General features: G+C 51.5%; 24 protein-coding genes, 1 tRNA gene and 2 pseudogenes. 7 read left to right on the forward strand and 20 right to left on the reverse strand.

Going from position 1 to position 20,247, the window contains the following annotated elements; translation table 11 throughout:
• Positions 1–24: 24 nt before the first annotated feature.
• The 7 genes and pseudogenes from AU509_RS09850 to AU509_RS09880 all read right to left on the reverse strand — a co-directional run bounded on the left by AU509_RS09850 (position 25) and on the right by AU509_RS09880 (position 4,434).
• On the reverse strand, positions 25–420 hold the full coding sequence (locus tag AU509_RS09850; protein WP_094118246.1) for a DoxX family protein: 396 nt from the start codon (positions 418–420) through the stop codon (positions 25–27).
• Between the two features lie 238 nt (positions 421–658).
• Complete coding sequence (locus AU509_RS09855; RefSeq protein ID WP_094118247.1) at positions 659–946, reverse strand: YqjK-like family protein; 288 nt, start codon at positions 944–946, stop codon at positions 659–661.
• Entirely contained in the window at positions 943–1,338 is a 396-nt protein-coding gene (locus tag AU509_RS09860) for a phage holin family protein (RefSeq protein ID WP_085653462.1), read from the reverse strand. The genes AU509_RS09855 and AU509_RS09860 overlap by 4 nt, the downstream gene beginning before the upstream one ends.
• Before the next feature lie 5 nt (positions 1,339–1,343).
• Positions 1,344–1,652, reverse strand: a complete 309-nt coding sequence (locus AU509_RS09865) for a DUF883 family protein (protein ID WP_085653461.1) — start codon at positions 1,650–1,652, stop codon at positions 1,344–1,346.
• A 140-nt stretch (positions 1,653–1,792) separates the two neighbouring features.
• A complete protein-coding gene (gene mzrA, locus AU509_RS09870; protein WP_085653460.1) occupies positions 1,793–2,167 on the reverse strand; it encodes an EnvZ/OmpR regulon moderator MzrA in 375 nt (124 codons plus the stop codon).
• Positions 2,168–2,170: 3 nt separating this feature from the next.
• Positions 2,171–2,844: pseudogene (locus AU509_RS09875) on the reverse strand (DedA family protein).
• A 636-nt stretch (positions 2,845–3,480) separates the two neighbouring features.
• Positions 3,481–4,434: a TerC family protein gene (locus AU509_RS09880; protein ID WP_085653458.1), complete on the reverse strand. Its 954-nt coding sequence runs from the start codon at positions 4,432–4,434 to the stop codon at positions 3,481–3,483.
• A 385-nt stretch (positions 4,435–4,819) separates the two neighbouring features.
• On the opposite strand from AU509_RS09880, the gene rlmG reads away from it, so the two are divergent.
• The 4 genes from rlmG to copM all read left to right on the forward strand — a co-directional run bounded on the left by rlmG (position 4,820) and on the right by copM (position 7,654).
• Complete coding sequence (rlmG, locus tag AU509_RS09885) at positions 4,820–5,962, forward strand: 23S rRNA (guanine(1835)-N(2))-methyltransferase RlmG (RefSeq protein WP_085653761.1); 1,143 nt, start codon at positions 4,820–4,822, stop codon at positions 5,960–5,962.
• A gap of 93 nt (positions 5,963–6,055) precedes the next feature.
• Positions 6,056–6,352: a hypothetical protein gene (locus AU509_RS09890; RefSeq protein ID WP_085653760.1), complete on the forward strand. Its 297-nt coding sequence runs from the start codon at positions 6,056–6,058 to the stop codon at positions 6,350–6,352.
• 252 nt (positions 6,353–6,604) lie between these two features.
• Entirely contained in the window at positions 6,605–7,096 is a 492-nt protein-coding gene (gene spy, locus AU509_RS09895) for an ATP-independent periplasmic protein-refolding chaperone Spy (protein ID WP_094118248.1), read from the forward strand.
• Positions 7,097–7,291: 195 nt separating this feature from the next.
• Positions 7,292–7,654 carry a CopM family metallochaperone gene (gene copM, locus AU509_RS09900; protein WP_085653764.1) on the forward strand — a complete coding sequence of 121 codons (363 nt, stop codon included), beginning with the start codon at positions 7,292–7,294 and terminating at the stop codon, positions 7,652–7,654.
• Between the two features lie 48 nt (positions 7,655–7,702).
• Here copM and AU509_RS09905 read toward each other — a convergent pair whose 3' ends face one another.
• The 11 genes and pseudogenes from AU509_RS09905 to AU509_RS18630 all read right to left on the reverse strand — a co-directional run bounded on the left by AU509_RS09905 (position 7,703) and on the right by AU509_RS18630 (position 17,205).
• On the reverse strand, positions 7,703–8,653 hold the full coding sequence (locus AU509_RS09905; RefSeq protein WP_100053515.1) for a Csu type fimbrial protein: 951 nt from the start codon (positions 8,651–8,653) through the stop codon (positions 7,703–7,705).
• 1 nt (position 8,654) lies between these two features.
• The gene (locus tag AU509_RS09910) at positions 8,655–10,412 is read right to left on the reverse strand and encodes a fimbria/pilus outer membrane usher protein (RefSeq protein ID WP_100053516.1); all 1,758 of its coding nucleotides are present in this window, start codon (positions 10,410–10,412) and stop codon (positions 8,655–8,657) included.
• Positions 10,370–11,062 (reverse strand): hypothetical protein, encoded by a 693-nt coding sequence (locus tag AU509_RS17815; protein WP_139824041.1) that lies wholly within the window; start codon positions 11,060–11,062, stop codon positions 10,370–10,372. Before AU509_RS17815 ends, AU509_RS09910 begins: the two co-directional genes overlap by 43 nt.
• Before the next feature lie 12 nt (positions 11,063–11,074).
• Positions 11,075–11,863 (reverse strand): fimbrial biogenesis chaperone, encoded by a 789-nt coding sequence (locus tag AU509_RS09915; RefSeq protein ID WP_085653762.1) that lies wholly within the window; start codon positions 11,861–11,863, stop codon positions 11,075–11,077.
• Between the two features lie 14 nt (positions 11,864–11,877).
• Complete coding sequence (locus AU509_RS09920; RefSeq protein WP_085653757.1) at positions 11,878–12,387, reverse strand: Csu type fimbrial protein; 510 nt, start codon at positions 12,385–12,387, stop codon at positions 11,878–11,880.
• Positions 12,388–12,459: 72 nt separating this feature from the next.
• Positions 12,460–13,017 carry a Csu type fimbrial protein gene (locus AU509_RS09925; protein WP_085653756.1) on the reverse strand — a complete coding sequence of 186 codons (558 nt, stop codon included), beginning with the start codon at positions 13,015–13,017 and terminating at the stop codon, positions 12,460–12,462.
• Between the two features lie 972 nt (positions 13,018–13,989).
• A complete protein-coding gene (locus AU509_RS09930; protein WP_094118249.1) occupies positions 13,990–14,256 on the reverse strand; it encodes a bacteriocin immunity protein in 267 nt (88 codons plus the stop codon).
• Between the two features lie 117 nt (positions 14,257–14,373).
• Entirely contained in the window at positions 14,374–14,628 is a 255-nt protein-coding gene (locus AU509_RS09935) for a bacteriocin immunity protein (RefSeq protein ID WP_094118250.1), read from the reverse strand.
• Between the two features lie 39 nt (positions 14,629–14,667).
• Positions 14,668–14,988 (reverse strand): bacteriocin immunity protein, encoded by a 321-nt coding sequence (locus AU509_RS09940; RefSeq protein WP_094118251.1) that lies wholly within the window; start codon positions 14,986–14,988, stop codon positions 14,668–14,670.
• A 180-nt stretch (positions 14,989–15,168) separates the two neighbouring features.
• On the reverse strand, positions 15,169–15,498 hold the full coding sequence (locus tag AU509_RS09945; protein ID WP_094118252.1) for a hypothetical protein: 330 nt from the start codon (positions 15,496–15,498) through the stop codon (positions 15,169–15,171).
• Positions 15,495–17,205 (reverse strand): annotated as a pseudogene (locus AU509_RS18630) (S-type pyocin domain-containing protein). Before AU509_RS18630 ends, AU509_RS09945 begins: the two are co-directional and overlap by 4 nt.
• Before the next feature lie 266 nt (positions 17,206–17,471).
• Here AU509_RS18630 and AU509_RS09960 point away from each other — a divergent pair.
• Together AU509_RS09960 and AU509_RS09965 are read left to right on the forward strand one after the other, a co-directional pair.
• Complete coding sequence (locus AU509_RS09960) at positions 17,472–18,647, forward strand: phage tail sheath protein (RefSeq protein WP_094118254.1); 1,176 nt, start codon at positions 17,472–17,474, stop codon at positions 18,645–18,647.
• Positions 18,648–18,656: 9 nt separating this feature from the next.
• Complete coding sequence (locus AU509_RS09965) at positions 18,657–18,863, forward strand: Ogr/Delta-like zinc finger protein (protein WP_244201020.1); 207 nt, start codon at positions 18,657–18,659, stop codon at positions 18,861–18,863.
• A gap of 140 nt (positions 18,864–19,003) precedes the next feature.
• Here AU509_RS09965 and AU509_RS09970 read toward each other — a convergent pair.
• A tRNA-Ile gene (locus AU509_RS09970) sits at positions 19,004–19,079 on the reverse strand.
• Positions 19,080–19,220: 141 nt separating this feature from the next.
• On the opposite strand from AU509_RS09970, the gene mug reads away from it, so the two are divergent.
• On the forward strand, positions 19,221–19,718 hold the full coding sequence (gene mug, locus AU509_RS09975; RefSeq protein WP_085651587.1) for a G/U mismatch-specific DNA glycosylase: 498 nt from the start codon (positions 19,221–19,223) through the stop codon (positions 19,716–19,718).
• 84 nt (positions 19,719–19,802) lie between these two features.
• On the opposite strand, the gene AU509_RS09980 is transcribed toward mug, so the two are convergent.
• Entirely contained in the window at positions 19,803–20,192 is a 390-nt protein-coding gene (locus tag AU509_RS09980; RefSeq protein WP_085651588.1) for a DUF1090 domain-containing protein, read from the reverse strand.
• Positions 20,193–20,247 lie beyond the last annotated feature (55 nt).

The raw sequence follows: 20,247 nt of genomic DNA on the forward strand, positions 1-20,247 counted from the left end.
AGTACAGCATGCCTGTATCGGGGATTACCACTGCTTATTCAGCAGGCGGTCGAGGCTGAAAGCGCCGGGACCGGTCACGAACAGTAGGAGATAACCGCCGGTAATGGACAGGTTCTTCATAAACATCAGCTCATTACCTGCCTGTGCAAAGTCGTGGTGGAAAATAAGCGCGGTAAGCAGCGTAAATATCGCTGTCGAAATCGCGACGGTGCGAGTGAGGAAACCGAAGAGAATGGCCAGCCCGCCCCCCAGCTCCAGAAGAATCGTCAGGGGCAGCAATGCGCCGGGGACACCCATCGCCTGCATATATTGCTGGGTGCCGGCATAGGCGTCGCCCAGCTTGCCGTAACCGGCGTAAATGAACAGTATTGGCATCAGGATACGGGCAACTAATATCAGGACATTGTCTGATTTTTTCATCAATTCTCTCTCCGGTCGGAACAATATGATTCAGTTGGCTGATGATGATTAACTATCAAAAATTCATCGAGTTTTTAGCCGTGTGTGACGGTTGAGAGTGATGTTAGAAGGGAAGGTGAAAGTAAGACAGCAAGTAAAACTGTCTTTTTTATTCAATTAAATTGATTTAAGCGTCAGGGCATAAAAAAGCCATACCTCGAAAGGTATGGCGATGTCTTAATAAAGGTGCCTTTCTGAACTAGGCGCGCGGAAGAATGTTGCGCACCAGCTTTATCGCGCCCCAAACGCCGGCGGCTTTGCGGGCAACCTTCAGCAGACGGCCTGGGCGTCGTAGACCGACGACGGCGACAAGCCCCGCGCCAGCCATCAGATAATGACGCAGGCCAACGAGTTTTTGCCAATAGCGATCGCACGGTTCAGTCGCTTCAAGCCACTGCCTTTTTTCTGAGACCAGTTCAATGCGTTGCTGGTGGATGAGACTCACCAGTCGCGCTTTTTCCTGTGCCAGATACCGTTTACGGCTCACTTCAGCTTTTCCTCCAGCAGCGCCCGATCGTTAGCCAGCTCTTTGCGGGTCTCTTTCAGCAGCGTGGTGCGACGCGCGCGCAACAGTGCCCAAAGGCCGCCGATAACCGCCAGTCCCAGCAGAATACCGGTTGTCCAGCAGAGTCCCAGCAGGCGATACTCAGGTTCCAGGCTCCAAATCACCAGTGCAATCAGACACATCAGACCAAAAGTGGTGAATATCAGGGTTAGCCCTACCAACAGCAGCAGCTGGACCAGATTACTCTTCTCTTGTTCAAGCTCGACAGCAGCAAGCTTGACCCGCGTCTCGACCATTCCCGCGACCAAGGTGATGATGCGTTTCACCGTTGCGACGCAGGCGATGGCGGGGCCTTGGCGTTCTTGATTACTCATAGCGATTAACGACGTGCGAGCAGAATGCCGACGACGAGGCCGACGGCCGCGCCGATCCCAACGCCAGCCCAGGGTTTTTCGCGAATATAGTCTTCAGCCTGTCCGGTCGCCTCACGCGTGTGAGCTTTGATGCGCTCACCGGTTTCATTCAGGCGTGAACGGGATTCTTGCAGGACGCCCTCCGCTTTTTCGCGCAGTTTATCCAGGTCGCCTTTGGATTTTTCGCTGGAGCTACGCAGCACTTCTTCGAGCGTGTCGCCCAGAGATCGTAATTCTTCACGTAGCTGCTGTTCTGAATTGGATTCACGAGACATAGCAAAACTCCCTAATGTTATGAAAGCTGATATTCAACTATAGACGATATTTCTATTGGCGTGCGGTAAACCCTTGCGTTGGTTGCGATAAATGCGGCCGCAACGGCGCAAAAGGGGAGTGATGAGATAACCCCGAGGGATTACCCCAAATGAGACGATGGCGGTGGGGAGTATTTATGCGCGGGCTGGCCGCTTTTCGCTATCTGAGTCACGACATTGACCTGCGGGAGCACCGTGCGCAGCACGTCGCGCGCGTCTCGGCTTTGTTCCGGACAAGACAGCCGTACTACGATGCTGTCCTGCGCGGGGATGATACTTTCAATACCAATGCCGCGCTCACTGAGGCGCTGATAAATATAAAACCCATCCGGTAGCGTGGCGCCCTGACGCTGCGGGCTAATATGCAGCGTGACTTCATCGGGCGTATGGCGGGATGACGTGACCATGATAATTACAGGCAACAGCATCAACAGTAGACGCCAGACGGGCTTGTTTTTCAGCCAGCGGCTCACCATGTCTTAATGTCCTTTTCCACTATGAACGGCGCGCTTCTTGCGCCTGAGTACAACCAATGATCCTACTAATCCGATGCAGAGCAACACCAGCGGCAACATCATCAGGAAAAACATCAGCTGGCCTTCGTACTTGCGAAAGACCGGCGTGTTTCCCAGCGCATAGCCGAGAGAAACCAAAATGATGACCCACAGGAAAGCGCTCATCCAGTTGAAGAACTGGAAACGGGCGTTATTCAGCCCGGATAGCCCGGCAATGGTGGGTAGCAGCGTCCGGATAAAAGCCAGGAAACGCGCAATCAGTAATGCGGACAGGCCGTGACGGTGGAACAACTGGTGCGCTCTTTGATGGTAATGCACCGGCAGGTGAGAAAGCCAACTTTGCACCAGCCTGGTATTGCCGAGCCACTTGCCTTGCAGATAGCTCATCCAGCATCCCAGGCTTGCCGCCGTGGTCAACAGAGCGATGGTAAAAGGGTAGTTCATGGTGCCTTTGGCGATGAGGACGCCGACAAGAATCAGCAGCTGTCGCCGGGCAGAAAGGCGGCGGGCAGCAAACCGTTTTCCAGAACGAGGATCAGGAACAGCAGCCCGTAAATCGTCCAAACCAGCTTGGGGTTGGCGAGAATGTCGAAGTTTTGGTGCCAGAGTGCGTTAAGAAGCTCTTTAATCATTTCCATCTGGTATTCCTGTACTGCGGCATGGGGATAAATTCGCTGCCCTCAATGAACGGCAATAGGTCACTGTAAGTTTCAAATCCTGCTGATGTAGCGTGATTTTGCGCCAAAAGAGCTTCTTTCGGCGAGAAGCAGCTTTAGCCTGATGCATCGGCAAGGAAACGTTGCTCGATGACGCGTTATTTATTGATTTTATTATTCGAACGACTCCAGGCTGGCATGCCTGAACCGACGACGGCAATACAGTGGATGGTCATCACAGCCGTGGAGTGACGGCGCGTTAAAATGACTGACATCCTGTTTCAGGGGGTTTGCCCAATCTGCTACCGATAAACATAAAAAAAACGCCATAACTGTAACAAAATAGGTAGGGCTGAGATAGGGAAATATCAGCGGTAAAAGTCAGATAATTCGCGGTTTTAGCCGCGATAATCGTGGATACAGTCATATTTTACACTTACTGACAGAAATCGACGTTTTATGACCTTTTTTTCCTATTGTTTCGATTATGTCCGCCCTGCAAAAAGGCGATAAACAGGCAAAGTATAGACAAGCCTGACGATAATATTAAAAAGAGAACGCCCGGTATGGTGTTTACCGGGCGTGTTATTTAGGGCCGTGAAAATGACGTCAATGAGATTAGCGTGCCGCGCGTCGATTAACCCAGATATTGATCAGTATGGTCACCAACAGTATTGCCGCCACGATGCCGAGCGACAGCGATACCGGGATATGGAAGAGATCGATCAGCATCATTTTGACCCCGATGAAGATCAGGATCACCGCCAGACCGTACTTCAGCAGTGAGAACTTTTCAGCGACGCCGGACAACAGGAAGTACATGGCGCGAAGTCCCAAAATGGCGAAGAGGTTGGAAGTCAGTACGATGAAGGGATCGGTCGTCACGGCGAAGATGGCCGGAATACTGTCCACCGCGAAGATCACGTCGCTGATTTCCACCATGATCAGCACCAGAAACAGCGGCGTGGCATAAAGCACGCCGTTCTGGCGGCTGAAGAAACGTTCGCCTTGCAGTGTGTCGGTCATTCTGAGGTGCTTGCGCAGCCAGCGTACCACTGGCTTGTCGCCGACCGCCGCGTCATCTTCTTTTGCCATCGCCATTTTGACGCCGGTAAACAGCAAGAATGCGCCGAAGATATACAGCAACCACTGGAACTGCGTGACCAGCCAGCTGCCCGCGAACACCATAATTGTACGCAGTACGATGGCGCCCAGGACACCGAAAATCAGCACGCGACGCTGATACTGCGCGGGGATGGAGAAGTAACTAAACAACATCAGCCAGACGAAGACGTTATCGACGGCCAGCGCTTTTTCAATCAAATACCCGGTAAAGAAGGCCAGCGCCTGTGCGTCCGCGATCTCCCGTCCCATCGTGCTGTTGAGATACCACCAGAAACCGGCGTTGAACAGCACGGCCATCGTAACCCACACGATGGACCAACTGGCCGCCTGCTTGAATGTCATGACCGTCGACCCCTTTTTCCCCTGAGAGAAAAGGTCGATCGCTAGCATGACCACTACAATGGCAGCGAAGCTGCCCCACAACCACGGTGTGCCTATGGAAGCCATAGTTCATATCCTTAAAATGTAAAAACAAAACGGCCCACGTCGTAAGGCGTGGGCCGTTTGCGCGCATTATTCACAAATGGACCTCGCCTTCCGGCAAGGTCTCACTTACAACTTAATGTGCGTACGCATTAAGGTTGCCCGGTAACCGAGTGCAAGAGCACTGTAATGACGACTAACCGGCGAAGAAGTTACTCCCCTTTGCGTGACTAAAGATAGGTGAAATATTGACCCCGGTCAAACCGATATCGCCCGTTGTCTGATGGAACTTGTCTACGCCGCCGCCCGCTGCGCTCGACTGATAAAAAACCAATATGAGAAAAGCATTTACTGCCGCGTTCTTTTAGGGGATAAACAGCGCAAATTTACATTGTTAACAGGAGAGGCTATGAGCCAACTCGATCTGGAAACGAGCACCTTAACATTGGTGCGCTATCCCCTTTCGGCTCAGGAGACCGCACTGCAGGCATGGGAAGCGGCCGACGAATATCTGTTGCGAGAACTGGCGGATATGCCATTAGGCGACGGACCCCGCCTGATTTTCAACGATGCGTTCGGCGCGCTGGCCTGCGGGTTGCAGGCGCAATCACCTTGCTGCATCAGCGATTCATACCTCAGCCAGTTGGCGACACGGCACAATCTGGCGCAGAACGGTTTTGACGCCAATGGGGTCACGCTGCTGGATAGCCTGTCCGATCTGCCCGCCGCTCCGGCGCTGGTCGTGATTAAAGTCCCGAAGACACTGGCGTTGTTGGAACACCAACTACGGATGCTTAGTCACGTGGTAACGCCGCAGACGGTCGTCATGGCCGGGGCGAAGGCGCGCGACATTCATACCTCGACGCTCGCGTTGTTCGAACAGATTCTGGGCCCGACCAAGACGTCGCTGGCCTGGAAAAAAGCGCGTTTGGTTCATTGCCAGCCTGACGGCCGGGAACCGAGTGAGCGCCTGCCGCTGACGGAATGGGCGGTGCCTGAAAATGGTTTCCAGATAGCTAACCACGCCAATGTCTTTGCGCGCGGCGGGCTGGATATCGGCGCGCGACTCTTTATGCAGCATTTACCGCAACAGTTGGAAGGCAAGGTGGTCGATCTGGGCTGCGGCAACGGCGTTGTGGGACTGACGGCGCTCGATCTGAATCCTCAGGCCACCCTCAGTTTCCTGGATGAGTCCTATATGGCGGTGGCCTCAAGCCGGAAGAATGTGGAACTGAACCGACCTCAGGATCTCGACCGCTGCGAGTTTGCGGTAAATAACTCACTGGCCGGTATTGCCGACGGGAGTCTGCAGGCCGTGCTGTGCAACCCGCCGTTTCATCAGCAGCAGGCAATCTCGGGCGATATCGCCTGGCAGATGTTTACGGATGCGAAGCGTTGTCTTAGCGTCGGCGGGGAACTGCGGATTATCGGAAATCGCCACCTGAACTATTTTCAGAAGCTCAAGCGTATGTTCGGCAATTGCGAAACCATTGCCAGCAATCCGAAATTTGTCGTGCTGCGCGCCATCAAAAGCGCTGCCAAACGCCGCTAGTCTGATTAACGTAGCCTGAGCCTGAATGGGGCGATTTGTGGTCAAGTGAGACTGTCATTATAATTCGCTGGATATTCAGGCAAAGGAATCTCTATGTGTATTGATGAGTGGGAAGCGCGACTGGACAGCGCGCTGCAGGCGTTGGAGTCCAGCGTGCAGCAACAACAGCAGCGTTGGCACGAGCACGTTTATCAGCTCAATGCGCAGTTGACGCTGGCCCGTGAGCAGGAAGCGGAACTGAGAGAGCAGATAGAAACGCTGGTGGCGCGGATGAATTCGGTTAGCGCTTCGCCGGAACGGAATCCTCTGCTGCAAAAGGTCAATGCCATTCGGACTCATATCGATGCGTTGGCCAAAGATGCCGAGGCGTTCTGCCAGTCTTTGCCCTGACAGAGGAATCAAGGAGGGGCGTCAGTCTCTCTCCTTTATCCCCACGTTGTTCGAACCTGGCATTGTGCTGTTAACCTTCATGTTTGCTTACGTAATATTGTCGCTTTGCCCACAAATGGCGATATTCTCGCCGATTCTCCTTTCAAAGTTTTACCTTTACTCTCATTACCTTAAATTCTGTGACCTATACTCATCCCTGACAACGAATGATGAACGGCATTAATGCTGATAAACCATATATGAGGGGAGTCTATGTCTAAATTAACCGCTATCGTGATTGCTTCCGCACTGGCGTTCGGCGCGGCTGGCTTTGCTAACGCACAGGACAGCAAACCGGCGGTGCCGCATGGCGAGCACATGATGAAACATCATGGCCCAGGCGAAGGGAAGGAACATGGCATGATGTTTAAAGGCCTGAACCTGACCGCAGACCAGAAGCAGAAAATTCATGACATCATGGAAAGCGCTCGCAAAGATGCGCCTCGTCCAGCACCGGAAGATCGTACCGCAATGCATGACGTCATTGCTGCCGAGAGCTTTGATGCGGCCAAAGCCGAAAGCCTGGTAGACAAGATGGAAGAGGCCAGCAAGGCGCGTACGCTGAAGCATCTTGAAACGCAGAACAAGATTTATAACGTGCTGACGCCGGAACAGAAAAAACAGTTCAACGAGAACTTTGAAAAGCGTCTGGCGAAAGGCGAACACGCGCCTAAGCCCGACCACGCGCCTAAAGCCGAGCAATAATTCTCGGCCTGTTAACCGCCGGAGCGACGCTGACCGTCACCCGGCGGTTTTTTATCGCCTGTCGTATCATCGGTTCCCCATGTGACGACGATTTTTACGCGCTGCCGTCGGCGTTTTCATGCGTCGCGTCTTGACCTTTCCCCTGATAAAAAGGGTATGTTTTCTCTTTCCCCCACCATGATGAGGTAGTAAATGATGAAGCATCGTCACTGGCTGTTAGTGGGTTTTCTTCTGACGCCGTTAAGCGTACTGGCGGTTGAAAGCACTCACGATGGAAACCATACAACCCCGCATTCAACGGATTTCGAGCAGGCTTATCAGCAAGATATGGACAACATGCATCGCGATATGATGAAAAGCATGTCGACTCAGAATCCGGACGTCGCCTTCGCCCAAGGGATGATCGCGCATCATCAGGGCGCGATCGCGATGGCGAAGACACAGCTGAAATTCGGCAAAGATCCGGAGCTGCGTAAACTGGCGGAAGACATCATCAAGGCGCAGCAGCCGGAAATCGAACAGATGCAAAAATGGCTGGAGCAGCATCCGGGCCAATAGTCGCTGAGAGCAAGGCTGACCGGCTCCGGTCCGCCTCGCTTTGCTCGGCTAATAGGTCACGGTCACCGTTACTGTGTCGCTGTAAGATCCCGCTGGGACATTGCTCTGATTTGGATTGATCTTCGCGGTGTAACTGATGCTTTGCGAATTTCCGGATCCCGTGGCGCCGTAGTCATTATCGCTGGTCCACGCGGTGCCGTCCGATCGGTAGAACTGATATTGCAATGCGTAGGTCGAACCGTTAATGAGCGCGTTCATCTGACGCCAACCGCCGCTGCTGGCATTCAGGCTGGTGAGATCGACGGTGTAGGTGGCGTTGCGTGTACACCGCACGCTAAGCGCATTGCTGATAGCGGAGAAACTGCTGGGAAGCGCCTGAGTACCGAAATTTACGTCCGGCGCGCTGTCGATATAGCAGTCGTTGGTGACCACCATGGAGACCGGAACGACGGAGGTGTCTGTCCCCGTGGTATAGGCGCAGATACCCAGAACCCCGACAAAACAGATTTTGTAGTACCAGGACAGCGTGATGTTGTCGGTGTAAGTGCCGGCGGCGACATTGGCGCCTGTCGATGTCCTTAGATAGATGGGCAAGGTGCCGTCGCTGGAATTGAACAGACCTAACAATCCGAGCAGCGTGGTACTGCTCCATTTAATGGTATCCCCGATCGGGTAGGTGGCGCTGCAGCCGGAGTCCTGGCAAATGGTGTAGGGGATATATTCACCGGTACTGGCGTTATACAACCGCGGCGTGGCGCCGGAGGCGTTGCTGGTGGACGCGATCGTGGCGGTCACCGTATTGGTGCTGATCAGCGACAATAGGCTGCCGGAGCAGGTGAACCCGCTACCGGATTGCACCGTTTGCGCGCTGCTGGCGAGCGAAAACGAACTGATGGAGCCGAATGTCGAGCTGCTGGACGACGAGCTACAGCCCGCATGGGCCGTGGACAGCCCCGATATCCCCAACAACAGCATCATAAAAAACCGAAACATAGTCATGTTATTGATCCTTCGAAGACGCGGTATCCGCCCTCGTTCCCGTAGCTGTACACACTTTCTCTCCCAGAATGGCGATGCCCGGCTTGTTGTCCGGTAAATCGAGATTCAACACACAGATACCACTGTCTGAACGCTGCACGCGCAGTTTGATGTGCGGCGTCACCTGCTCCATGAACACCTGGCCGTCATAGCCAACGATAGCGGTTTGTCCGCTGACGGTATCCGTGACGTAGGAGCCTACCGGCAGCGCCGCTTTTTTATCGTCCACCAGATTGAGGTTGACCGAATGAACCTGTCGGACGCTGAATCTCACCAGCGCGCCGCTGCCTTCCTTGACGGCTATGCGTCGTTCGGCCTCGGGGGCATCAATGCCCAAAGGGAGTTCCAGCGTATCGATTTCAACGCGAGCCGGATAATAGGCGCTAACCCAGGGGACAAGAATGTGACCGGTGTTGCTGGTCGTGCCGACCTGCTGGTTTTCATATTTGACGGGAACATCGGGATAGCCGTCGGTGCTGACGACGATAAAGGCGTCGTTAATCTTGTTGGCCGCGAAAAACGTGTTGTCCATATACAGCACGGAACCGCTGAGATCGCCCCAGTAGTTGTAAGCGGAGGTCGTGCCGTACATGCCTGCCTGATAGGTTGCCCGCTGTGTTTTCCAGGTCAGGCTGGCCTGCTGATCGTGGTTGTCGCCGCCCGAGTAGGCGACGTTCCAGCCGATACCGCCGTCTGTCGGCGTGGTGCGCGTCATCGACACGCGCTCGGTGTATTCGCCTATCGAATTCTTCTGCACGCTGGCGGTGGCGGACATTCCGTTGTCCAGCGGAACGATCATTTGGAGGAGCGCGCCGTAGCCGTGGCTCCCGATGGTTTTATTCAAGGACAAATACATGCTGGCCTTGTCCCAAATCGACCAGCTGTAGGAGAGGTTGGCCAGACGAGTCCGGGTGTCGTCATAAGCGCGAATGTCGAAGTAGCCCAGCCCTAACGTGCCGTTGCCGCGTCCAAACGGCGCGGTACTTAAGGTCATCTGATCGGACTGTTTACTGAGATGGCCGCCACTGGAGGCCACGCTTAAATCCCGATAGTTGTTGCTGCGTTCGGCATGCTGCGCCGCGATGCCCATCGTATTCGCATAATAGGAGTAGCCTACGACGAATTGCTCGCCTTGACCGTTGTCCTGACTATGGCTGTAGGCGCTGCTCAGCGTGCCCCAATGGCCTATGGCGAGATCGCCGCCTACGCCGCTCAGCAGCAGGTCTTCCGAGGTTTCCAGATGGCTCGACAGCGTTAGCCAGTTCGTCAGGCCGCGACGATAAATACCGCTGGCCGCCGCCTGACCGTAATCCGCATCTTTCACGCCATAGTTGCGGCGTAAAACCCCGAGAGACATATCGAAGTCATCCAACCCTTTGCGCAGCAAGGCGTTGGACACGTAAAAGGGGACGCTGGTGGACACTTGCCGTCCCAGCGCATCGGTCGTGATGACCGTCGCTTCGCCCGCGCCATTGATATAGGGCACATTGGTAAGCGTAAAAGGTCCGGAATTCAACGAGGTACTGCTGGCCTTGTAGCCATTGATAAACAGATCCACCGTACTCGGCAAGGGATTCGCCCCGGCGTATTGAATCAACGGGTAGGTGACGATATCCGGGCGTACGGCGAAATCGCGACTCACCCGCACGCCTCCCATACGCACCGAATTGCTCCAGGTCAGCGAATTACTGATGAAATCGCCCGCCTGAAAGGTATGCATGTCGTCGATATCGTTGTAACGCCAAAAGGTGTCGTAGCGCAGATATCCTTTGTTACGGCTGTCGTTTTGAGTGTTGCCGAAATAGTGTGAGTAGGTCCCCGTGTTGGATATGAGGCGTAATCGTTGAACAGCCGCTGTTCCAGCCAGGTGGTCACGCTTTGCGAGGACTGATAGCCTTTGAAGTAATACGCATCGTAGTTAAACGCCAGACCGGGCGTGCTCTGCGCTTTCGTCGCCTTGACCATCTCTCCGCTATTGGCCGACTGCTCTGGCAGCCATTCCAATGGTACGGTCAGATTCAGAGACTGATTACCGGAGTCATAATAGACCTTCACTTCGGGAAGCGCGTTGACGTCGACCCATCCGGAACGTTGCGTCCCGATATGGACGTGGTTTTTGGCTAAAACGCCGGATTCCACCGAGAAGTGTCCGCGAATGTACTGCACCGGAACGACCTGACGATCTGAAACGCCGTTCACGATCAGCGTCAGGTAATACATAGTGTTTTCGACGGCGGGCGCGGTCTGCGGCGGTTTGGGCAAATCCCCATACTCTTCCGCCGCGGCCTCCGGCGCGCCACACGTCAACATGAGGAAGGGGATGACCCCCATATGGCGCCGCAGCCAATATCCATGGCATAAAATAAGCATTCTCTTCCCTTATTAAGGCGCGGGGCTGATGAGCGTTGGCTGGTGGTTATCGGCTAATTGGGCGTAGAGGTGGCTTTGCATAGCAGGGCGCTTATTCGCGGGCAGCGGCCAGCGGATCTCCTGCCCTGGCAGAACATAAGCGAAAAACCCCTGCGCCAGTGAAATAGACGATTTGGTCGCGCGCGGCTTATCGCCAAAGAAGGTGTTGCTCAGTCGTGCATGAACGATGCCGCTGTTTTTGATGGCAAGCTCAGTCTGGTCACCTTTGCGAATCAGGCGCCAACTGAGTAGCGGGCGGGTCAACATTGAGTCGTCTGAGTGTTTATTTTTCGGCGGTTTGAGCGCGATACCGTCGCCGGTCATAAACAGCGGCAGCAGATAGCGCATCTGCAGCTTCAACCCTGATTGCTTATTATCGGCGGTATTGAGCGTCGGGATTTCATCGATCACGATGCGATAGGAGCGTTCCGTTTGCGGCGCGACAGGGATCGTTTTCATGAGCCGGATCATCTGGCGTTGATTAGGCTGCACGGTGGCGAACGGTGGGCTGGCGATAGCATCAGTCTGATTCGCGTAACGATCCTTGCTGTCCTGTTGCTGCCAGGCCAAGACACGGATCTGCAGCGTCACCGGTGTTGAGCCGCGATTTTCCAGCCAGAGAGCGGATCCCTTTTCATCCGACTCGATGACCTGATAAATCGGCCATACTAAAACCGAGCTGGCCGCAAGAGCGGAAGAGGTGAATAAACCGAGCAAAACTGCAAAAATCGCCAAATGCCATTTTGTGAGAGTTATTTCCATTTTATTCAATTTTTTCAATAAGTAAGTGTTACTGTGACCGTGTCTGTATACGTGCCTGCCGAAGGTTGAGTGCTGGATGAAAACAGACGGCCATAGACCGGATAAGTTTGCGTACCGGTGGGAAAAGAAGAGACGCCATAGGCCAGAGAACCCGTTCCCCAGACAATGCTGCGTCCGGCATCCTGATAGAGCTGGTAGGCAATGGTGTCGCTGCTGTTGGCTCTTACCATGTAGCGGGACGCGCTATTTCCGCCATTCACCCCATAGTCCATCGCAATACTGATGGCGAGGCCGGGCGTACATGTCACGACAATAGAGCCGCCACCGCTGGTGCTTGTGACGTCAACGTTGCTATCCAAAAAGGCTTTCTCGCCAAAGTTCAAGGTGCCCAAACTGGAGGTTGTACTTTTGGCGCTATTGCCGAATACGCAGCCGCTGTTGATGACGGCCGCTACCGTGAACTGTTTGCTAACGCTGCTGGCCGGCGCACAGGGAGATACAAGCAGGCCAGCGAAAAGCGGCATCCACTGCCACAAACGCTTTACCGAACCTGCCTCAATAACGAACCTCAATGCGTCTCTCCCTGATCGCCTGTTTTACCAGGACAATGTAGCGGTCACGATATCGGTATAAGTACCGGATGCCGGAGCGGTAGTAGACTGATCCGCCGGAGAAATACGGCCATAGATCGGAATGCTCTGCGCGCTGCCGTCAGCATTCAGAGACATGGAGCCGTTAATCGCGATTTCTGAACTACGGCCGCTGTCTGAATACAAGTGGTAAGGAATGACGGTGCTGCCGCCGTTGGATGACAAATTACGAACAGAGGAAGAACCGTATAAGCCGCCATCCAGCGCTAAAGAAGGGGATAGGCCATTACTGCAGGTGATGGACACCGTGCTACTGCCATCTTTACCGATAACGGTCCCGTTGACGGCGTTGGTCAAGTCGGCGTATTCACCAAAGTTCAAGGTTCCCCATTCATTCGTGCCGCCGGATGAATTATTGTTGGAAACCGTACAACCTTCGCCAATGGTAAGTTGAACGCCAATCTCACCGGTCAATGACCCGGTAGCCGCATGAGCCGCGCCAACAAAAGACAATGTTAGCGCGGTGCTCAACAGGGAAAGAGCAAGAGAACGTACTGTTTTCATATTATTCCTCAGTCATAGGTGACCACTTCTTTATATGTATCCTTATGACAAAGAGACATATATAGGTAGGGTAATTGAAATTCACAGCGCTTGTTATTAACGATCGCAAGCGAAGGTAGACGTTAATTAAATAGATGGCAGGGTATTAATACCCATGAATTCATTATTGGATGAATGAATTTACCCACTTCTCCTGTTTATGTTAATGAATACTGATTTAAATTATAGGGTCTTTAAGGACTAAACCAAATTGGGTGGTTAAATAATTATAATATATCTTATTTTGATTTATTTTTAATTTTATATTCTGTTTTTTTATGAAAATTAGTTCAAAGAGCTGATTTTGTGTGCGGCAACGGCGTTACAGGTTTATTCAATCTCGTACCCTTGATATTGGTTTTTTAGCTCATTTACTGCTTTTGTTGGTCGGTGAAGGTTTTTAATATTCAAGTAGAAATAATCAACCTGGCTCATTAATATTGGTTGGTGGGTAATATGATATTGATTGCATTGAGGTCTTATTTATTAAACTATTACTTTACTACTCATCATTTGATTATCTGGGCCCGTTGGGAATTAACCATTTTATAAAATTGAAATTTAGAAGAAACTGTAAGTAAAAATAGAGGCGGAGACGCCTAAATCTATCTACTAACTCAGCGTGGGCATTGATGTATTTTTTTTCTTTTATCCAAAAAACATTTTTATTTCCGCCAGACTATTCATCCCCAGCCTATCTTGTTGATATTTATTTTTACGGGCGGCTTAGGGAGGGCGCAGCGCTCGGAGCTGGACTGACCCGTACCGTAGATAACCCTGCCCTATAGTTGGATGTTCCCAACTGAAATTAACCCTATTGGGGCTTTTAACTTCATTTGTCCTTGAAGCAGGGCTGCGCCATTTTCTATTGTTGCTGAATAAAGAAAAAAAGCGGTTTTATTTCTCTAAGAGGACTAACCATCCTCCCCATGGTTACTGCGAATCTTTGAAAAGTGGTAATCCTTGCGATTTTCGCCATTCTTTTATGTATTTAGTAACACCATCAGGGGTGCATTGGTCATCTTCAAGTGTGTAAAAGAAAAGATCCGAAGCATCAGAGTGAGATGTTATTTTTTCAAAATTCTCAAGTAATTCATCAAGTTTTTCATCATTTTCTGCGATATTTACACGGAAAATATCGTTTATAAATAACTCAAATTCATGTTCGGTATAGTCACTTAAGTTGTTTTTCATAATCATGATTACTTCTCCCTGTGAATACACTTTTTAGTGCTGCGATATCTTGTCTGGGATGGCTACTAACATATAAAGTCTTAGGGTGTATGGGGGCTGACAGTGATTTGTCAGCCTACATGATCATTTTGAGTCTTTAAATAACGGGAGGTCTTGCGATTTCCGCCACTCTTTAACCGCTTGGACTACCCCCTCAGGACTATCCTCACGGTCATCTGGTGGATAATAAATCAAGTCAGAACCATCTGGATGTTCAGTCAATCTTTTGAATTCAAGGACATTTGCGACATCCTCTTTCTCTGTAGTCCCGTCGACATTAAATATTTTTCGAACAAACTCTAAAAATTCTTGTTCTGTATAGTCGTTGATGGATTTCACGTCATTTACCTCTATGAATGTCAATATGTCGTTTAGGGGTTACGACTCTGATATAGGGCTGGATTGTCTACCGTGGCAGGAGCAGTCCAAATATTTAAAAAGTGATAATCCTTGCGATTTTCGCCACCTCTTTATCTCATTGATCACAGCTTCAGGTGAGTCGTCTCGATCATCGGACGGGTTGAAGATTAGACCGTTACCTTCTGGGTGCTCGACAATTTTTTCAAAGTGAGAAACTAATTTCCCTATGTGGTTTTTTAATTCTCTACCTTTAAATTTGTTAGGATTTTCAAAAAACTTTTTCAAAAAATCGATGAATTCACTCTCTGTATAATCGTTAATATTTTTTTTAAGTTTCATTTCGGGGGCTGTTTTTTGTATGTATAAATAAATTTTAAGGTATGTTTATTTTAAGCTTGCTGATTTCATGTGCCGGGTCACTATATATCAATTTTAGACGTTATGGCTCTTGGTGACCCATTTTTAGCAGCCAGTTAGTCAGATGAATGAGTATGGGGTTTTCCATTTATTAACTGATGGTTACTGCATTTCTAGTTTTTTTATAGATTCTTTTATTTTATTTCTTAGCACTTCAACATCCCAAGGCATGACCTCTTCAAAAAATGGGTTTTCCCAATCCCCATTTTTTATTATGTAGATTTTAAAAGCACCAGGCACTTCAAATGATGGATACCATCCCACATCTATCAAGTCTCCATTCGAATAAGATATCATTAATAAATCCTCATCCAATTTATCGATCTCTTCTGTGGCAGTTTTATCAAAGTTGATGCCAGATAATTCGTCGAAAACATTATCTAATGATTGAATGTTATATTTTTCGCCTAGAATCATGATGTCGCGTGTCATTTCATTAACCTCTGTGCTTCTTGTTCGCCGATAGGATGAGAGTGAATGGTTCCTTGAGACTCCTTTGTGACTACCCACATAGTTTCCTTTCCTTTGTATGCTCCTTTTACTTCATCAAATTTCATGATCTTCCAATTTTGACCATTTGATGTTGGTGTACCACGCTCCCAAACGTCACCATCCATGGATGGGATATCTATATCAGGTTTAAATTTAGCTGGCCCGCTTTTCGTACTTTTAACAACTTCACGCCACGGTAATCCCTTCGGTGGGTAATGTTTGTATCCGTGTGTATATGAAACCTTATCTTCTGATAAATATATATAAATCGGCTTTATGCCAGAGTCCGCCGGGAATACCAGTATCCAGTCATTAAAGTCTTGCTCATCCGGCATCGGGAACGGCGGAGTTGTTGTTTCCTCTGCGCTGTCCGGGATGGGGTGTACCAGGATGGTTGGTTGATCGATAGGGGCGACCGGCGTTTCTGTCTGCGATATTGGCTCAGAGCCTTCCGGATTGGCGGGCGTCCAGGTGATTTTCGGGCCGTCGACGCCCGGTGCGGGCGTAAATTCGTAGCGGCTTTGCTCGGGTTTCCACACCATATTTGCGACGCGCACACCTTCGTACGGCGTGCCTTCGCCGGTATGAACACCGTAGACCTGCATCTTGCCGTGAATGTCGGGACGCCAGAAAAAGCGCACGCGGGTCGTAGCGGTTTCTCCTGCCCAGCCTTTTTGCCGTAGGGTATCTTCCAGCCAGTGATCATCACGTCCCGGTACTTTGTCGCTGCCTTCGCCGACTGATTGGCTGTAAAAAGCGGCAAACAGCACACCGAGTAAAGGCACCGTGCTTGATGCCGCCAGTGTGCCTTCAGTCAATGTCACTTGCCCCCAAACCTGCGTCATCGTGGTGACGGCGGCTCGGGTTGCTACCGTGTTTCCGGCAGACATCGTAGCCACGGGAACCGCGGCAGCGGCAACTGGCGTGATGGCTGATTTAGCTAATGGCGTCGGCGTTACTGCTATTTCCTTTGAGGACATCAGGTAATAAAGCGTTTTATACCAAGCTCCGAGCCAGTGAGTTGAACAGGTGTTGATGCCGCGGTCGGTTCAGTCAACTGAGAGGGGTTTTTCTTCTTCGCAGCTTGCGCGTGCTGTACCACCGGTTTGTTTACGTGAGGGCGATGATACCCACAGCAATCGTCGACGACGGGCTGAGCAAATAACGCCGTCTGCCCAAAGTTATCAACCGTCTCTTTCTCCGTTCCCGCGTCAGTACAGCCTTCACCGCGCAGGCAGGATTTCGCAAAAACTGGCGGGATGGTCAACATAGGCGATAAAGCGAGGAGTGGATCACGCCGCTGGGCGGATTGTTGCGCACAGCCAGCAACCGGAGATTGATAAGGGGTATCCCCGATAATGACGTTACTGCTTCCGGTCACGATATTGCCACCGCAGTTGATATCGTCTCCGATACGGACGGCTTGCTTACCGTTAATGATGACGGTGGAGGAACCTGCGGCTATCTGACGCGGATGAAGACCGTGGGCATGTTGGGGCAGGGGCAACCGTGGAGCTGAATGGCGTCACCTTGTCGTGCGGCGGGCTGGCCATTGATGATAACGTCCTGACTACCTTCGACGACGGGAGTGGCTGGAAAACACGCGTGGCCACTACCTATATCGTTTAGACGGGCGGCTCCCGGCATAGTAATAATCCTTTTACTATAAAATCAACTATATCAACAGAATACGGTGTCGTGTCGGAAAGGCTTGTGCCGTCCTGGCATAACCGGCGGCGTAGCATCATAGACCGATGATTAATTATTACACGGCTACCTATGTCCTGCCAGTGTGCCATGATTAAACGCCGCAGGCGGGATCCTGCCCGCTGGCAGACCACTAAGCCGTAATAACATGCGTCCCCCTTTATGGCCTGCCACCCTGAGCACACCTTCAATCAGGAGTGCAACAGATGGCAGATTATCACCACGGTGTTCGCGTCGTAGAAATCAACGACGGCACGCGCACTATCTCCACCGTATCAACCGCCATCGTCGGCATGGTGTGTACCGCCGAGGATGCTGATGCAGGTACGTTTCCGCTGAATACACCGGTCTTGATCACTAATGTACTGTCTGCCATCGGTAAGGCAGGAACGAAAGGGACACTCGCCACCTCATTGCAGGCTATCGCCGATCAGGCGAAGCCCGTCACAGTCGTCGTACGCGTCGCCGAGGGGGCCACCGAAGCTGAAACCATTTCCAACATCATCGGCAAGACAGACGAGAACGGGCAGTACACCGGCATGAAAGCACTGCTGGCCGCGCAAACGCAGCTTGACGTTAAACCGCGAATTCTTGGCGCGCCGGGTCTCGACTCGCTGGAAGTGGCGACGGCGCTTGCCAGTATCGCGCAACAGCTGCGTGCCTTTTGCTATGTGTCGGCGTGGAATTGCAAAACCGTTTCCGAAGCATGCCTCTATCGCGACAACTTCAGCCAGCGCGAAATCATGGTGATCTGGCCTGATTTTATTGCCTGGAACACTTCGGCCAATCAGTCACAGACGGCGTACGCCACCGCTAGAGCACTAGGGCTGCGCGCCAAAATCGACAACGACACTGGCTGGCATAAAACGTTGTCAAACGTCGGTGTGAATGGCGTGACCGGAATTTCGGCGGGCGTATTTTGGGATTTACAGCAGACGGGCACTGACGCCGATCTGCTTAATGAAGCCTGTGTGACCACTCTTATTCGCAAAGATGGCTTTCGCTTCTGGGGAAACCGTACCTGTAGCGACGATCCGCTTTTCCAGTTTGAGAACTATACCCGCACTGCGCAGGTGCTGGCCGATACGATGGCTGAGGCGCATATGTGGGCCAACGATAAACCGCTAACGCCGGTATTGGTACGCGATATTATCGCGGGTATCAATGCCAAATTCCGTGAGTTGGTCTCGGCCGGTTATCTCCTCGGCGCGTCCTGCTGGTACGACGATACCGCCAACGATAAAGACACGCTGAAAGCGGGCAAGCTCTTTATCGACTACGACTACGACTACACGCCGGTTCCTCCGCTGGAAGATCTGACCTTACGCCAGCGTATTACCGACACTTATCTGGCGAACTTTGTCGCCTCCGTAAATAGCTAAGGAATTGCAATGGCACTGCCAAGAAAACTAAAGGCACTGAACCTCTTCAATGATGCAAACAGCTATCAGGGGGGGCCGTCACAGAGCCAAAACATAAATTGCAGCTGTACATTCAAAACCCATGAAATCATTGCCGGGATGATTGTATCGCCAGGGCAAACTAATAAAGTGCCGATTTTTACGCAAAATGAAAAACAGCCGTCCTTGCTTCACTGATAAGCCCGCGAAAGCAGGTTTTTTTATACCTATATGCGAGACAAGAAAAACCGTGCGACATTTTTGCGACACTATCCGATTTCCCAACAAAAAAGCCACTCGCGAGAGTGGCTTAATTTCATGATTTTAAAGCTAAAATTTGGTGGCCCCTGTTGGGTTTGAACCAACGACCAAGCGATTATGAGTCGCCTGCTCTAACCACTGAGCTAAGGGGCCAGCGGGTGCTGATTATACGTTACCCTTTATAGGTAGGTCTATAGATGTACGGTCAGGTGGCGTTTTTCTACACAAGGCTAGCCTGTTGTTATTATTGCCGGAATTTGTCATAAACGTCCGAAACAACATAAGGAGGTAGAGATGATAACGGATATTCTGGCTTCACATCTTCAGGTGGTTTTTTGTGGTATCAACCCTGGTCTGTCTACTGCACATCACGGCTATCATTTTGCAAATGCCAATAATCGTTTCTGGCGGGTAATTCATCAGGCGGGGTTTACCCATCGTCAGTTGGCCCCGGAAGAAGAGGGTCTCCTGCCGGATTATGGCTGTGGGATAACCATGCTCGTGGAAAGACCCACCGTGGAAGCCTCGGAGTTGGCACGCCACGAGTTAAAGCAGGGTGGGGAGCTATTGCGCGAAAAGGTCATGCAATATCAGCCACAGGCTCTTGCCGTGCTGGGTAAGCAGGCGTTTTCCCAGGCGTTTGGCCGCAGCAAAGTGGAATGGGGCCAGCAAGATATTTTTCTGGGACAAACTCAGGTGTGGGTTTTACCGAATCCGAGCGGATTGAATCGTGCGACGCTGGAATCACTGACGGCATCCTACCATGAGCTCTATCGGGCGTTGCAGGCCTAGCGATGGAAAGGTAATGAAAGAAAACCCGGTCGCGGGACGGAGGCAGTCTCCGCCATCCGCCAACCACCGGGTATGCTGAATTAGTTAGTGGGTGAGCTCCGCCTGAGCTTGCTTCAGCTCATGGCGCGCTTCTTCCAGTTTGGCGGTTTTTTTACTGACTTTATCCGCTTTACCTGACTGTTTGGCTTCCTGAACTTCGCGCTCAAGTTCTTGCACCTTGTGCTGTTTCTCATTGACGTTTTGCTCACGCTTATTGTGCAGCGCGCTGTCCGTGCAGTTTGCCTTTGCTTCTTTCAGCGCTTTCTCCAGTCCGGCCACGCGGTTGTGATTACCCTGCGCTTTAGCCTGAGAAATTTCCTGTTCGATGTTGTGCTCTTTTGCCTGACAACCGCTCAGGGAGTGGTTGGCTGCGAAGGAAGAAAATGAGAGGAATGCCGCAAGAGCGATGCATGCGTTGAGGTGGTAGGTTTTCATCTGTTTTTGCCTGTATGTCTGTAGGAAGGGTAAGTATAGGATCGGCTTACCGATC

The sequence above is a fragment of the Lonsdalea britannica genome, from assembly GCF_002111595.1.
GTDB classification, from domain to species: Bacteria; Pseudomonadota; Gammaproteobacteria; order Enterobacterales; family Enterobacteriaceae; genus Lonsdalea; species Lonsdalea britannica.

Excerpts from the sequence above, each read along its gene's own strand:
- AU509_RS09865 (WP_085653461.1), bottom strand. The coding sequence starts at position 1,652 with ATGTCTCGTGAATCCAATTCAGAACAGCAGCTACGTGAAGAATTACGA.
- AU509_RS09965 (WP_244201020.1), top strand. The coding sequence starts at position 18,657 with ATGGCACTGCCAAGAAAACTAAAGGCACTGAACCTCTTCAATGATGCA.
- AU509_RS09925 (WP_085653756.1), bottom strand. The coding sequence starts at position 13,017 with ATGAAAACAGTACGTTCTCTTGCTCTTTCCCTGTTGAGCACCGCGCTA.
- AU509_RS09960 (WP_094118254.1), top strand. The coding sequence starts at position 17,472 with ATGGCAGATTATCACCACGGTGTTCGCGTCGTAGAAATCAACGACGGC.
- AU509_RS09880 (WP_085653458.1), bottom strand. The coding sequence starts at position 4,434 with ATGGCTTCCATAGGCACACCGTGGTTGTGGGGCAGCTTCGCTGCCATT.
- AU509_RS09890 (WP_085653760.1), top strand. The coding sequence starts at position 6,056 with ATGTGTATTGATGAGTGGGAAGCGCGACTGGACAGCGCGCTGCAGGCG.
- AU509_RS09905 (WP_100053515.1), bottom strand. The coding sequence starts at position 8,653 with ATGACTATGTTTCGGTTTTTTATGATGCTGTTGTTGGGGATATCGGGG.
- AU509_RS09920 (WP_085653757.1), bottom strand. The coding sequence starts at position 12,387 with ATGCCGCTTTTCGCTGGCCTGCTTGTATCTCCCTGTGCGCCGGCCAGC.
- AU509_RS09980 (WP_085651588.1), bottom strand. The coding sequence starts at position 20,192 with ATGAAAACCTACCACCTCAACGCATGCATCGCTCTTGCGGCATTCCTC.
- AU509_RS09915 (WP_085653762.1), bottom strand. The coding sequence starts at position 11,863 with ATGGAAATAACTCTCACAAAATGGCATTTGGCGATTTTTGCAGTTTTG.
- spy (WP_094118248.1), top strand. The coding sequence starts at position 6,605 with ATGTCTAAATTAACCGCTATCGTGATTGCTTCCGCACTGGCGTTCGGC.
- rlmG (WP_085653761.1), top strand. The coding sequence starts at position 4,820 with ATGAGCCAACTCGATCTGGAAACGAGCACCTTAACATTGGTGCGCTAT.
- AU509_RS09940 (WP_094118251.1), bottom strand. The coding sequence starts at position 14,988 with ATGAAACTTAAAAAAAATATTAACGATTATACAGAGAGTGAATTCATC.
- AU509_RS17815 (WP_139824041.1), bottom strand. The coding sequence starts at position 11,062 with ATGCTTATTTTATGCCATGGATATTGGCTGCGGCGCCATATGGGGGTC.
- AU509_RS09930 (WP_094118249.1), bottom strand. The coding sequence starts at position 14,256 with ATGATTATGAAAAACAACTTAAGTGACTATACCGAACATGAATTTGAG.
- copM (WP_085653764.1), top strand. The coding sequence starts at position 7,292 with ATGAAGCATCGTCACTGGCTGTTAGTGGGTTTTCTTCTGACGCCGTTA.
- mzrA (WP_085653460.1), bottom strand. The coding sequence starts at position 2,167 with ATGGTGAGCCGCTGGCTGAAAAACAAGCCCGTCTGGCGTCTACTGTTG.
- AU509_RS09860 (WP_085653462.1), bottom strand. The coding sequence starts at position 1,338 with ATGAGTAATCAAGAACGCCAAGGCCCCGCCATCGCCTGCGTCGCAACG.
- AU509_RS09945 (WP_094118252.1), bottom strand. The coding sequence starts at position 15,498 with ATGACACGCGACATCATGATTCTAGGCGAAAAATATAACATTCAATCA.
- AU509_RS09850 (WP_094118246.1), bottom strand. The coding sequence starts at position 420 with ATGAAAAAATCAGACAATGTCCTGATATTAGTTGCCCGTATCCTGATG.
- AU509_RS09910 (WP_100053516.1), bottom strand. The coding sequence starts at position 10,412 with ATGCATACCTTTCAGGCGGGCGATTTCATCAGTAATTCGCTGACCTGG.
- mug (WP_085651587.1), top strand. The coding sequence starts at position 19,221 with ATGATAACGGATATTCTGGCTTCACATCTTCAGGTGGTTTTTTGTGGT.